This is a genomic window from Plantactinospora veratri (assembly GCF_036421995.1).
GTDB lineage: Bacteria > Actinomycetota > Actinomycetes > Mycobacteriales > Micromonosporaceae > Plantactinospora > Plantactinospora veratri.
On the sequence record NZ_JAZGQL010000032.1, the window covers coordinates 55,891 to 68,730 of the forward strand.

Annotated in this window: 9 protein-coding genes, 2 tRNA genes and 1 pseudogene; 4 read left to right on the plus strand and 8 right to left on the minus strand. The window is 71.2% G+C overall.

Translation table 11 applies throughout. From position 1 onward, the window contains the following. The first annotated feature begins 3 nt into the window (after nt 1–3). Together V1634_RS30630 and V1634_RS30635 are read left to right on the plus strand one after the other, a co-directional pair. Nucleotides 4–1,257: an RNA polymerase sigma factor gene (locus V1634_RS30630; RefSeq protein ID WP_331211200.1), complete on the plus strand. Its 1,254-nt coding sequence runs from the start codon at nt 4–6 to the stop codon at nt 1,255–1,257. A 123-nt stretch (nt 1,258–1,380) separates the two neighbouring features. Beyond that, nucleotides 1,381–1,887, plus strand: coding sequence for a maleylpyruvate isomerase N-terminal domain-containing protein (locus V1634_RS30635; RefSeq protein WP_331211201.1), 507 nt, complete (start codon nt 1,381–1,383; stop codon nt 1,885–1,887). Between the two features lie 36 nt (nt 1,888–1,923). Here the strand turns inward: V1634_RS30635 and V1634_RS30640 are convergent. The 6 genes from V1634_RS30640 to gyrB form a co-directional block, all read right to left on the minus strand. Next, a tRNA-Ala gene (locus V1634_RS30640) sits at nt 1,924–1,999 on the minus strand. A 44-nt stretch (nt 2,000–2,043) separates the two neighbouring features. Beyond that, nucleotides 2,044–2,172 carry a DLW-39 family protein gene (locus V1634_RS30645; protein WP_234359542.1) on the minus strand — a complete coding sequence of 43 codons (129 nt, stop codon included), beginning with the start codon at nt 2,170–2,172 and terminating at the stop codon, nt 2,044–2,046. A 42-nt stretch (nt 2,173–2,214) separates the two neighbouring features. After that, nucleotides 2,215–2,288, minus strand: a tRNA-Ile gene (locus V1634_RS30650). 175 nt (nt 2,289–2,463) lie between these two features. Next, a complete protein-coding gene (locus V1634_RS30655; RefSeq protein WP_331211202.1) occupies nt 2,464–3,576 on the minus strand; it encodes a DUF3566 domain-containing protein in 1,113 nt (370 codons plus the stop codon). A gap of 3 nt (nt 3,577–3,579) precedes the next feature. Then, nucleotides 3,580–6,105, minus strand: coding sequence for a DNA gyrase subunit A (gene gyrA / locus V1634_RS30660; protein ID WP_331211203.1), 2,526 nt, complete (start codon nt 6,103–6,105; stop codon nt 3,580–3,582). Nucleotides 6,106–6,240: 135 nt separating this feature from the next. After that, nucleotides 6,241–8,190 carry a DNA topoisomerase (ATP-hydrolyzing) subunit B gene (gene gyrB / locus V1634_RS30665; protein WP_331211204.1) on the minus strand — a complete coding sequence of 650 codons (1,950 nt, stop codon included), beginning with the start codon at nt 8,188–8,190 and terminating at the stop codon, nt 6,241–6,243. Nucleotides 8,191–8,784: 594 nt separating this feature from the next. On the opposite strand from gyrB, the gene V1634_RS30670 reads away from it, so the two are divergent. Together V1634_RS30670 and V1634_RS30675 are read left to right on the plus strand one after the other, a co-directional pair. Beyond that, nucleotides 8,785–9,339, plus strand: a complete 555-nt coding sequence (locus V1634_RS30670; protein WP_331211205.1) for a hypothetical protein — start codon at nt 8,785–8,787, stop codon at nt 9,337–9,339. A gap of 289 nt (nt 9,340–9,628) precedes the next feature. Then, nucleotides 9,629–10,813 (plus strand): annotated as a pseudogene (locus V1634_RS30675) (MFS transporter); the annotation flags it as partial. Nucleotides 10,814–10,946: 133 nt separating this feature from the next. On the opposite strand, the gene V1634_RS30680 reads toward V1634_RS30675, so the two are convergent. Then, entirely contained in the window at nt 10,947–11,675 is a 729-nt protein-coding gene (locus V1634_RS30680; RefSeq protein WP_331211206.1) for a DUF721 domain-containing protein, read from the minus strand. Further along, on the minus strand, nt 11,665–12,840 hold the full coding sequence (gene recF, locus V1634_RS30685; protein WP_331211207.1) for a DNA replication/repair protein RecF: 1,176 nt from the start codon (nt 12,838–12,840) through the stop codon (nt 11,665–11,667). Before recF ends, V1634_RS30680 begins: the two co-directional genes overlap by 11 nt.

Here is a 12,840-nt window from a genome sequence, read left to right on the forward strand (position 1 = left end):
GCCGTGCAACCTGAAGAGGCCACAGCGGAGCTGCTGCGCCGGCTGGCGCCGCGGGTCCTCGCCGCGCTCGTCCGGCACTACGGGAACTTCGAGGCCGCCGAGGACGCCGTCCAGGAGGCGCTGCTCGCCGCCGCGACACAGTGGCCCGGCAGTGGGATACCGGAGAGCCCGCTGGGTTGGCTGATCCGGGTCGCCTCCCGCCGGTTGACCGACGAACTGCGCAGCGACCTGGCCCGGCGGCGCCGGGAGGCGACGGTGCTGGCCCACACCGTGCCGGGCCAGCTCGCCGCACCCGCCGCCGACGTCGCCGTCCCGCAGGATTCGGACGACACTCTGACCCTGCTGGTGCTCTGCTGCCATCCGAGCCTCACCCCCTCCGCCCAGATCGCGCTGACGCTGCGGGCGATGGGCGGACTGACCACGGCCGAGATCGCCAGGGCGTTCTTCGTCCCCGAGGCGACGATGGCGCAGCGGATCAGTCGCGCCAAGCAACGGATCAGGGCGGCCGGGGCCCGGTTCCACCTGCCGCCGCAGGAGGAGCGGGCGGAGCGGTTCCGGGCCGTACTGCACGTGCTGTACCTGATCTTCAACGAGGGCTACACCGCCACCGCCGGCCCCGACGTGCACCGTGCCGACCTCGCCGCCGAGGCGATCCGGCTGGCCCGCACGGTCACCCCGATCCTGCCCGACGACGGCGAGGCCGCCGGACTTCTCGCGCTGATGCTGCTGACCGATGCGCGGCGTCCGGCGCGTACCGGCCCGGGCGGCAGCCTGGTGCCGCTGGCCGAGCAGGACCGGAGCCGGTGGAACCGGGAGTACGTCGACGAGGGGATCGCTCTCGTCACGCGTACGCTCTCCCGCGCGCCACTCGGGCCGTACCAGGTCCAGGCCGCGATCGCCGCCGTACACGCGGAGGCGGAGCGTGCCGAGGAGACCGACTGGCGGCAGATACTCGCGCTCTACCAGCTCCTCGAACGCCTGGCGCCGAACCCGATGGTGACGCTCAACCACGCCGTGGCGGCGGCGATGGTCCGGGGTCCGCAGGTCGGGCTGGCGCTGCTGGCACCGCTCGACGCCGACGAGCGGGTCGCGGGGCACCACCGCCTGCACGCGGTGCGGGCCCACCTGCTGGAGATGGCCGGCGGGCACGAGGGTGCCCGGGAGAGCTATCTGACCGCTGCCCGGCTGACCACCAGCCTGCCGGAACAGGAGTACCTACAGAACCGGGCCGCCCGGCTGACCTCGCGCGACCGGTAGTCCCACCGGAGGTTCCGGGTGGTGAACGGCCGGCATGTCGAGACGGCGGGGCGCGCTCCGATCTCCGGCAGAGGGCGTACGGCCAGGGAGGAGACCGCAGATGGATCCGGAGAAAATCTTCGAGTGGACGGTCGCGGAACGGCGCTCAGCCTCGCCGACCCCCTCGGCGGCCTCGACGAGCACGAGTGGCGGATACCCTCGCTCTGTCCCCATTGGACGGTGCACGACGTGCTGGCGCATCTGACGCTCGGCACCCGGACCACCGTCCGCGACCTTCTGGTCGGGTTGATCCGCTCCGGTGGCGACTTCAGCCGGATGGAGGCCAGGATGTCCCGGGACCGGGCCGCCCGGTTCGGTCCCGCCGAACTCGTCACCCAGTTCCGGTCCAACGCCGCCTCCCGCCGACGATCCCCCGGCTCCGGGCCGCTGGACCCGCTCGTCGACGCGCTGGTGCATCGGCACGGCGCGGCTCGACGCCCTCGTCGACGAGGACCCTGCGGTCTGGTCCCCTGCACACCATCAGTGGCGTACCCGGAACCAGCCTCCCGGAGGCTTCGCCGCCGACTATCCGGTACGCCTGGACGCGGGGTTCACGGGATGACGTGTGAACGAGGCGGCCCGGCGCGATGACCCGACGGCTCGGTCGAGGTCGAGAGAAATTGGTGCTGGTGGAGCCGAGGGGACTCGAACCCCTAACCCCTGCCTTGCAAAGGCAGTGCTCTGCCAGTTGAGCTACGGCCCCGGGCGGGACGATGCCGCCCCGGGGATGGCAGTCCGGTCGACGTCCTACCGCAGGTCGGGAGCGGTGGTGGCCTCGTGCCAGAGGGCGCGCTCGTCGTTGGATTCCCTGACCTTCTTGTAGACCAGGGCCGCGACGCCCACCACGCCGACAACGAGCAGGATCTTCTTCAACATGGACGTATCCTCACGCTCGACGAGCCGTCGGACGGTATGAAGTGGGGCTAGATGGAATCGAACCATCGACCTCAGAGTTATCAGCTCTGCGCTCTAACCGACTGAGCTATAGCCCCCCGTTGCGACGAGCAAGGTTACCGTACCTCCGGCGCCGAACCCAACTCGGGGGCGGCGGTTCGCCGACCCGAGCCGTCGTACCAGCTATGACGCCGACCGTACCCGAACGGCGAACGCCGGGGCCACCGCTTTGCGGCGCGGCGCCCCGGCGTCGGCGAGGTTGCTGTGGGTCGTTCAGTCGCGCTCGGCGAGGGTCAGCTCGACGCCGCCGACCAGGTCGGCGCAGACGTTGTAGATGAACGCACCGAGGGTGGCGAGCGCGGTGAACAGCACCACGTTCACCAGCCCGATCAGACCGGAGGTGAGGATGACGCCCTTGGCGGTGATCTGGAAGGTGTTGCCGCCCTGGCCGCCGCTCGCGCTGATCATGTCGGTCAGGGTGCCGTTCACGCTGTCGAAGACCCCCATGGCGTCGAGCGCCAGGTAGAGCACGGAGGTCGCGACGATCACCACGATGAACAGCACCAGCGAGACGGCGAAGGAGAACTTCATCACAGACCAGGGGTCGATCCGCTTGAGGTTCAGCCGGGCCCGCCGGGGACCGCGCGAGGCGGCGGAGCTGACCGTACTCCGGGCGGCGCGGACCGCCTCGGTCACCCGGGCCGCACCGACCGCGCCGGCACCGGCCGCACCGGCGGCCGCGCCCGGACCGGCAGCACCGACACCCGCGCCGGCGGCTCCGGGAGCACCGGTCGCGGTACGCGCCGCCGCGCCGCCGAGACCGAACCGGTTCGTACCCGATGTCTGGGCACTCCCACCGGCCCGCCCCGGCCGGAACGCGCTCTGCGACGCACCGCTGGAGATCGGTTGGGTCGCTTCGGCACCGGTCGTGGCACCGGTGGAACCCGGCCGGTCGGACCGGCCGGGAATCCGCTCGGTACGGTTCGCCTCGCCGGACGGCTCCAGCCGGCTCGTCACGGTCGAATCGCTCTTGCCCGCCTGACTGTTGCCCGCCTGATCGGAGCGGTTCACCCCGGAGCTGCCTCGGGAAGCCGCGGCGGTCGCCGCCGGAGACGTCGCGGTGGTCGCGGCTTCCGCCGTGGCAGGCGCCGGCTTGCCGGCCTCGGCTGCCTCGGTCGACGGCGTGGTCGACCCCTCGGGCAGCTGGTCGGGTGGCGGCGGCATGCCCGGCGCCCGGGTGAACTTGGGGGACGGCGTGTCGGCGCTGACCATCGCCCGGCCGACGGCCGCGCGGCCGGTCGCGGATGCGCCGCCTGCGGCGGCCTCCTCGTCGACCGGGTTGGTCGAGGTCCCCGCAGCCCCCGACTTCGCCTGTGTCTCCGTCATCAACTAGTCCTGTTCGTCAGGCTCGTCGGCATTGCGAGCAATCGCCACAATAGTTACGCCGTCTGGTAGGTCCATCAGTTTGACCCCCATTGTGTTCCGGTCACGCGTCCGGCGTACAGGCTTCACTGGAGTCCGGATCACACCGCCGTTGCTGGTGATGGCGAACAGCTCGTCGTCCGGGCTGATGACGACCGCGCCGACCAGACCGCCGCGGCGTTCTGTGATCTTCGCGGTCAGCACCCCTTTACCTCCCCTACCCTGCACGGGGTATTCCTCGATCGGGGTACGTTTCGCGTAACCCCCGTTCGTCGCCACGAGGACATCCAGGTCCATGCCCTCGCGGACCACCTCCATCGCCAACAGCACGTCGTCGTCGGTGAACCGCATCCCGATCACGCCCGAGGTGGCCCGGCCCATCGGCCGGAGCGCCTCGTCGGTGGCGTTGAACCGGATCGCCTGCGCCTTCTTGGAGACCAGCAGGAGGTCGTCCCCGGGCCCCGCCAGCGCCGCTCCGACCAGCTCGTCCTCGTCGCGGAGGTTGATCGCGATGATGCCGCCGGAGCGGTTGGAATCGAACTCCTCCAACCTCGTCTTCTTCACCAGCCCGTTCCTGGTGGCCAGTACCAGGTACGGCGCAACCTGGTAGTCCGGAATCTCGATCACCTGGGCGATCTGCTCGTCGGGCTGGAAGGCGAGCAGATTGGCCACGTGCTGGCCTCTCGCCACCCTACTGGCCTCCGGCAACTCGTACGCCTTGGCCCGGTAGACCCTCCCCTTATTGGTGAAGAAGAGCATCCAGTCATGCGTGGAGCAGACGAAGAAGTTGCTGACGATATCGTCCTGACGCAGCGTCGCGCCACTGACCCCCTTGCCGCCCCGGCGCTGCGAACGGTAGAGGTCGACCTTGGTCCGCTTGGCGTACCCGGTCCGGGTGATCGTGACGACCACGTCCTCGCGGGCGATCAGGTCCTCCATCGAGACCTCGCCCTCGAAGGGCACGATCTTGGTCCGGCGCTCGTCGCCCCACTTGGCCACGATCTCGCCGAGTTCCTCGGAGACGATCTTCCGCTGCCGCTCCGGCTTGGCCAGGATGTCCTTGAGGTCGGCGATCTCCAGCTCGATCTTGGCCAGCTCGTCGATGATCTTCTGACGCTCCAGCGCGGCGAGCCGGCGGAGCTGCATGTCCAGGATCGCGGTGGCCTGCACCTCGTCGATGTCCAGCAGCTGGATCAGGCCCTGCCGGGCCTCCTCCACCGTGGGCGAGCGCCGGATCAGCGCGATGACCTCGTCGAGCGCGTCCAGCGCCTTGACCAGACCCCGCAGGATGTGCGCCCGTTCCTCGGCCTTGCGCAACCGGTACGCCGTCCGCCGCCGGATCACGTCGATCTGGTGGTCGACGTAGTGCCGGATGAACTGGGCCAGGTTGAGCGTGCGCGGCACCCCGTCGACCAGGGCCAGCATGTTGGCGCCGAAGGTCTCCTGGAGCTGGGTGTGCTTGTAGAGGTTGTTCAGCACCACCTTGGCGACCGCGTCGCGCTTGAGCACCAGCACGATCCGCATACCGGTACGCCCGGAGGACTCGTCCCGGATGTCGGCGATCCCGGCGAGCTTCCCCTCCTTGATCAGCTCGGCGATCCGCTCGGCGAGGTTGTCGGGGTTGACCTGGTACGGCAGCTCGGTGACGACGAGGCTGGTCCGGCCCTTCTTGTCCTCCTCGACCTCCACCACCGCGCGCATCCGGATCGAACCGCGCCCGGTCCGGTACGCGTCCTGGATCGGGGTGGTCCCCACGATCAGCCCGTGGGTCGGGAAGTCCGGTCCCTTGACGATCCCGATCAGCTCGTCGAGCGTGGTGGCCTCGTCGGCCTCCGGGTTCTCCAGGCACCACTGCACCGCGGCGGCGATCTCCCGCAGGTTGTGCGGCGGGATCTTGGTGGCCATGCCGACCGCGATGCCCTCCGAGCCGTTCACCAGCAGGTTGGGAATCCGGGACGGCAGGATCGTCGGCTCCTTGGCCCGGCCGTCGTAGTTGTCCTGGAAGTCGACGGTGTCCTCGTCGATGTCCCTCAACATCTCCATGGCAAGCGGGTCAAGCTTGCATTCTGTATACCTCATGGCCGCAGCCGGATCGTTACCCGGCGAACCGAAGTTGCCGTTGCCGTCGACCAGCGGGTAGCGCAGCGACCAGGTCTGGGCCATCCGGACCAGCGCGTCGTAGATCGCCGAGTCGCCGTGCGGGTGGAACTGACCCATCACGTCGCCGACCACCCGGGAGCACTTCACGTACCCCCGGTCCGGGCGGTAGCCGGAGTCGAACATCGCGTAGAGGATCTTCCGGTGTACGGGCTTGAGCCCGTCCCGTACGTCCGGCAGCGCCCGCCCGACGATCACGCTCATCGCGTAGTCGAGGTAGGAGCGCTGCATCTCCACCTCGAGCCCGACCGGCTCGATCCGGTCGTGCTGGGCCACCGCGCTCGCGGCCGCTTCCTGCTCCGGCTCGTTAGCGGAGGACTCGGGAGTATCCGTCACTGTCAACCCTTATCAGACTCAAAGCCGCATTCCGCTGTGGATAACGGCTGTGGAAACCGTGGAAGCTGTGGATAACTGTGTGGAACGGCGGTCCCGGCTGACCGTTCGGCCGAGGCGGGAGCCGCCGTACCGCCACTAGATGTCGAGGAACCGCACGTCCTTGGCGTTGCGCTGGATGAACGAGCGGCGCGCCTCCACGTCCTCGCCCATCAGGACGCTGAACAGCTCGTCGGCGGTCGCCGCGTCGTCCAGGGTGACCTGGCGGAGGGTACGCGTCGCCGGGTTCATCGTGGTCTCCCACAACTCCGGGTAGTTCATCTCGCCGAGACCCTTGAACCGCTGGATGTCGTCCGGCTTGGCGTTCGGCTTCTTCTGCTGGCGCAGCGCGATCAGCCCGTCCCGCTCCCGGTCGGAGTAGGCGTACTGGGCGTCGTCGCCCTTCCGGTTCCACTTGATCTTGTAGAGCGGCGGCGCTGCCAGGTAGACGTGCCCCAGCTCGACCAGCGGCCGCATGAACCGGAACAGCAGGGTCAGCAGCAGGGTCTGGATGTGCTGGCCGTCGACGTCGGCGTCGGCCATCAGCACGATCTTGTGATAGCGCAACTTCTCGATGTCGAAGTCGTCGTGGATGCCGGTGCCGAGCGCGGTGATCAGCGCCTGGACCTCGTTGTTCTTCAGTACCCGGTCGATCCGGGCCTTCTCGACGTTGAGGATCTTGCCTCGGATCGGCAGGATCGCCTGGGTACGCGGGTCCCGGCCCTGCTTCGCCGAACCACCCGCCGAGTCACCCTCGACGATGAAGACCTCGGACTCGCGCGGGTCGGTGGACTGGCAGTCGGCCAGCTTGCCCGGCATCGAGCCGGACTCCAGCAGCGACTTGCGCCGGGCCAGCTTGCGGGCCTGCTGCGCGGCGATCCGGGCCCGGGCCGCCTGGGTCGCCTTGGTGATGATCAGCTTGGCCTCGGCCGGGTTGCGGTCGAACCAGTCGACCAACCACTCGTTGCAGACCCGCTGCACGAAGCTCTTCACCGGCGTGTTGCCGAGCTTGGTCTTGGTCTGCCCCTCGAACTGCGGGTTCGTCAGCTTGACCGAGATGATCGCGGCGAGCCCTTCCCGGATGTCCTCGCCGGAGAGCTTCTCGTCGCTCTTGAGCAGCTTCTTGTCCGCGCCGTACCGGTTGACCACGCTGGTCAGCGCGGCCCGGAAGCCCTCCTCGTGCGTGCCGCCCTCGTGCGTGTTGATGGTGTTGGCGAAGGTGTAGACCGACTCGCCGTACGACTCGTTCCACTGCATGGCGATCTCGACCGACATGCCCTCGCTCTCCTCCTCGGCCCCGAACTCGACCACGGTCTTGTGGATCGGGTTCTTCGAGGCGTTGAGGTGGCGGACGAAGTCTGAGATGCCGTTTTTGTAGCAGAAGGTCACCTCGCGCGGCTTGCCGTCCTCCTCCTGCACCCGCTCGTCGCGGAGCTGGATGGTCAGCCCGCGGTTGAGGAAGGCGTACTCCTGGATGCGCCGGTAGATCGTCTCGAAGGTGAAGTCGACGCTCTCGAAGACCGTCGGGTCCGGCCAGAAGGAGACCGACGAGCCGGTGGTGTTGGTGGTCTCACCCTTCTCCAGCGGCGAGGGCTTGGAGTTGGTGTAGCTCTGGCGCCAGACGTAACCGTCCTTGTGGATCTCCACGAACATCCGGGTGGAGAGCGCGTTGACCACCGAGACGCCGACGCCGTGCAGGCCGCCGGAGACCGCGTACGCCTTGCCGTCGAACTTGCCGCCCGCGTGCAGGACGGTCAGCGCCACCTCGACACCCGGCTTCTTCAGCTTCGGATGCAGGTCGACCGGAAAACCCCGGCCGTTGTCGGTGACCCGGACGCCGCCGTCGGCGAGCAGCACCACCTCGATGGTGTCGCAGTAGCCGGCAAGCGCCTCGTCCACCGCGTTGTCCACGACCTCCCAGACCAGGTGGTGCAGACCGCGCTCACCAGTCGATCCGATGTACATACCGGGCCGCTTGCGGACGGCCTCCAGGCCCTCCAGAACGGTGATCGACTCGGCGCCGTACTCCTGCTTCTTCTGCGCTGCCACCTTGGCCACTTTCTCGCGTCTCCCGCACCGTGCGGCGCGGGAGCGCGGGTTTGGTGGGCGGCCTGCGACCGTGCGCGCGGGCCGGCACCACGAGGAACTCCGGGGTACGGTCGAACGCGCCGGTCGCCGCGGCTACCCACGGATCGCGATCGGCTCGGACTCGGTGCGGCGCCGGCCGGACCGTTCCGGGCCCGGGTCCCGCTCCACACCGTGTCGTCGTCTCGCCGTCAATCCTACTGTGCCCGGATGACACATTGGGTATGCGGCACCCCTGCGCGGCGCCCTCAGACCCACGTAGACGGCCGTACCCCCTCGCCCACGACTCCCCCCACACGGTTGAGATCGAATCGGGGGCCGTTTCCGGCATCGTCCCGTCCTCACCTGCCGACACCGCCCAGCCTGGTCGTTCCCGCCCAGCCGGGGCGAGCCCGGACGGACGTCCCGGGCGCCCTCCCCGCCCGGGGGTCGCGCGGAGGGCGAGCGGTGCCGTAACTTGGCGACGCCGGAAGTAAGCTCCGTGGCCAGGATGCCCGGTAAGCGCATCGGACGGTCCAACCGACCGGTTTCGTCAGGTGCATGGAGAGGTGACGCCCGATGGGGCTGGACAACGTCGCGGTGCGCTGGCCGCGGACCGGCCGCTTCTACGACCCGGTCGCCCCGGCCGAGTTCGTCGACTTCGGCGAGCTGGCCGACGTGCCCGAGGTGGCCGCGCCGACCGCGGCGCTCGCCGGATACATCGCCAAGAACGGTTCGGTCCGGGCGACCGCCTACACCGAACTGGTCGACCTGCTGCTCGGGCTGGACGGCGTGCTCTACGCCACCGAGGCCGCGGCCGAGGACGAGGACCCGGTGATCGACCCGGACGGCTGCGCCTGGATCGCCGGCGGCCTGGAGCGGTTCGTGGACGGGCACCGGGCGTACGGCGAGTCGGTGACCTTCGACACGGTCAGCGCCGTGCTCCGGGCCGCGCTGGCGGACGGCCGCCTGGCCGAGCAGCAGCTGCGCTGGCTGGACAGCCGCCTCGACGCGCTGCGCGACGAGTCCGGCGCTCCGCCGCAGTGGAGCTTCCCCCGCTCTGAGCTGGCCGTGCTGGCCGGCTTCTACCGCAGGTGCGCCGAACGCGGCTTCGCCGTCTACGCGGACTCCTGACCGTCGAACTGCCGCCGCCCGGCCGCGACGCGCCGAAGGCCGCTGCCGTACGGGCGGCGGCCGCCACCCGTTCGACCACCCCTCCGCCGATCAGCTATGTCATGGCTGGCCCGAATTGCCAGTTACGCACCAGTACCCCGTGACGCAGCTCATCGCCCCCTGAACGGCGGCGCGGAGTAGAAGCCAGACTTGACCGTCACTCGGAAGGTAACGATCCGATGACTGACAGTCACGGCGTCGGGACGTACGCTCCGCGTTCGCCGCCACCAAACGGGGAGGGTTCGCGGCTTTGCGTACGACCTTCGGGGCGCTGCGCCACCGGAACTTCCGGATCTGGGCCGGCGCCGGCCTGGTCTCGGTGATCGGCACCTGGATGCAGGTGCTCGGCGTCAACTGGTATGTCCTCCAGCAGACCGGCTCGGCCACCTCGATGGGGCTGGCGGTGCTGCTCCAGGCGCTGCCCACCCTGCTGCTCAGCGGCTGGGGTGGCGCGCTCGCCGACCGACTGCCCGCCCGGCCGCTGCTGGTCGCCACCCAGGTCGGACACGCCGGGCTCGCCGCCGGGCTGGCCGCGGTGGCCTGGTCGGAGACGCCGCAGATGTCGAGCATCTATCTCATCTCGCTGGTCAGCGGCGTGCTCTCGGCGGTCGAGGGACCGGTGATGGGCCGGTACGGCTCGACCATGGTGCACCGGGAGACCCTCGGCAACGCCCTGGCGCTGGGCTCGCTCGGCAACTCCGCCGGGCGGATCCTCGGGATGAGCGTCGGTGCCGTGGTGGTCGCCGCCACCGGGCCGGCACCGCTGTTCGCGATCAACGCTGTCAGCTTCACCGCCGTGGTTGCCGCGCTCCTCGCCGTACGCCACCGGGAGCTGTACCAGCCGGAGGCCGGCACGCCGGAACGGGGCGACGACCGGCACGGCGTACGGGCCGGGTTGCGCTACCTCTGCCGGCAGCCGGTCGTGCTGACCGCCCTGGCGCTCGCCTTCGTCCTCGGCAGCCTGGGCCGCAACTACCAGGTGACCATGGCGGCGATGAGCGCCGGGCCACTGCGCGGCGGGGCCGGCGGCTACGGGCTGCTCTCCACGGTCTTCGCGGTCGGTACCGTACTCGGCGCGGTGGCCGCCGCCCGCAGCCGCGACCTCAGCTACCGGCTGCTGGTCGGGGCCGGGGTGGCCGCCAGCGCGTTGCAGGCCGTCGCCGGGCTGGCCCCCGGAATCTGGACCTTCGCCGTCGCGATCCTGCCGATCGCCGCCGCCGCGGTGATCATCGACACCACCGTCGGCACCCGGGCCCAGCTCGACACCGACGGCGCCATGCGGGGGCGGGTGCTGGCCGCCATCGCGGTGACCGGGTCGGTCGCCGCCGCCGTCGGCGCCCCGGTCCTCGGCTGGCTCTCCGAGCACGCCGGTCCCCGGCAGACCCTGGTCCTCGCCGGGTGCCTCGGCCTGCTCGCCTCGGTCTGGGCCGGCGCGGCGCTCTCCCGCCGGCAGCCGGCGACCGCGCGGCCCGCACCGCGCCGGCTCGCGCTGCCAGCCGCCCGATCCGGCGCCGCCCGGCGCCGGATCGCCGTCGGCCGGTTCGCCCGGCGCCTGCCGTCGGTCCGGCTCAGCCGTAGGTATCCCGAGGGCCACGTCCTCGTACCCGCCGTGGACCCCGCGACCAGGACGGTGCCGTCGGGCCGTGCACGTGCAGCCGACGAACCACGCCGTGCCCGACCTCGGCGGCGATCCGCCGCAGCAGCGAGCCGGCGAGCAGCCGGAGCTGCGTCGCCCACGCCGTCGACTCCGCCTCGACCGTGAGTTCGCCGTTCTCCAGCTTCACCGGCCGGCTGTGCTCGGCCACGTCCGGGCCGACCACCCGCTCCCAGGCACCGAAGACGGTCGCCTCGGCGGCCGGCTGCTGCCAGCCACGTGCCTTCACCAGCCGGGCCAGCACCGTACCGAGCAGTTGCGGATCCCGGGGATCCGGCCCCGGGCCGGAGTAGCCGCGCGGCCGGCGCCGCTGCCCGCCAGCCCGGCCGGCCGTCGAGCCGGCACCGCCCGCCGCGCCGTCGGCCGCCGGCTCCGCGTCCAGGTCGGCTCCGCCAGGGGTACGCCGACGCGGGCCGGGCCCCTTCCGTTTGGCGAGCGCGGCGTCGAGAACCGCCCGCGCCAGCGCCGGACCGGCGAGGTCACCCTCTCCGGCCGCCGGTGCCGAACCGGTCTGCGCCTCCGCCGGCTCGGCCGAACCGGTCTTCGCCGCCGCCGACTCGGCCGGGCCGGGTGCACCGCGCCGGGGTTGCCCGCCGGTGGCCGGCGCCCCCTTCGGGCGGGGTGTCTCGGGATCAGTCGGCACGGCGCACCTGCCCGTCGGAGACCTCGTAGCGGGCGCCCCGCAGCGCCTGCGGCACGTCGTCGGCGACCGCGCAGGTGACCAGGAGCTGACTGGCCCCGGCGACCAGCTCGGCGAGGCGCTCCCGGCGGCCGCTGTCCAGTTCGGCGAAGACGTCGTCCAGCACCAGCACCGGTTCGACGCCGTCGGCGCGGAGCAGGTCGTAGGCGGCGAGCCGGAGCGCCAGCGCGTACGACCAGGATTCGCCGTGGCTCGCGTAGCCCCGCGCCGGCAGGGTGCCCAGGGTCAGGGTCAGCTCGTCGCGGTGCGGCCCGACCAGTGTCATGCCGCGGTCGATCTCGGCCGGCCGGGCCTCGGCGAGCGCGGCCGACAGGGCCGCCTCCAGGGTCGACCGGTCCGGCACCGGGTCGGCGAGTTCCACCGACGGCCGGTACGCGATCGAGGCCGCACCCCGCCCCGCGGCCACCGCGTCGTACGCCTTGGTCACGTGCGGGCCGAGCGCGGCGACCAGCTCCAGCCGGCCGGCCAGCAGCTCCGCCCCGTGCCGGGCCAGGTGCGTGTCCCAGACCGCGAGGGTCGACAGGTCGTCCCCACCCTCGGCCGGGCGCTCCGCGTCGGACCGGGCGGCCCGCCCCCGCCCGCCGGCCGTCTTCCGGGCCAGGTAGGAGGTGCGCAGCAACGCGTTGCGCTGCTTCACCACCCGTTCGTAGTCGGCGCGGACGGCGGCGTACCGGGGCATCCGGGTGACCAGCAGGTCGTCGAGGTAGCGGCGGCGCTCGGCCGGGTCACCCCGGACCAGTTCCAGGTCCTCGGGGGCGAAGAGCACCAGCCGCAGCGCACCGAGCACGTCCCGGGCCCGCCGGGCCGGTGAGCGGTTCAACCGGGCCCGGTTGGCCCGGCCCGGGGCGATCTCCAACTCGACCAGCAGCTCCCGGCCGTCGTGCACGATCGCGCACCGGAGCACCGCCGTCGCGGCACCGGCCCGGACCAGCGGGGCGTCGGTGGCGACCCGGTGGCTGTCGAGCGTCGCCACGTAGCCGAGTGCCTCGACGAGGTTGGTCTTGCCCACCCCGTTCGGGCCGACGAGCACGTTTCCACCCGGCTCCAGGTCGACGCCGACCCGCTCGTACGAGCGGAAGTCGACCAGTTCGAGCCGGCGGACGTACAC

Excerpts from the sequence above, each read along its gene's own strand:
- V1634_RS30645 (WP_234359542.1), bottom strand. The coding sequence starts at position 2,172 with ATGTTGAAGAAGATCCTGCTCGTTGTCGGCGTGGTGGGCGTCGCGGCC.
- V1634_RS30655 (WP_331211202.1), bottom strand. The coding sequence starts at position 3,576 with ATGACGGAGACACAGGCGAAGTCGGGGGCTGCGGGGACCTCGACCAAC.
- V1634_RS30670 (WP_331211205.1), top strand. The coding sequence starts at position 8,785 with ATGGGGCTGGACAACGTCGCGGTGCGCTGGCCGCGGACCGGCCGCTTC.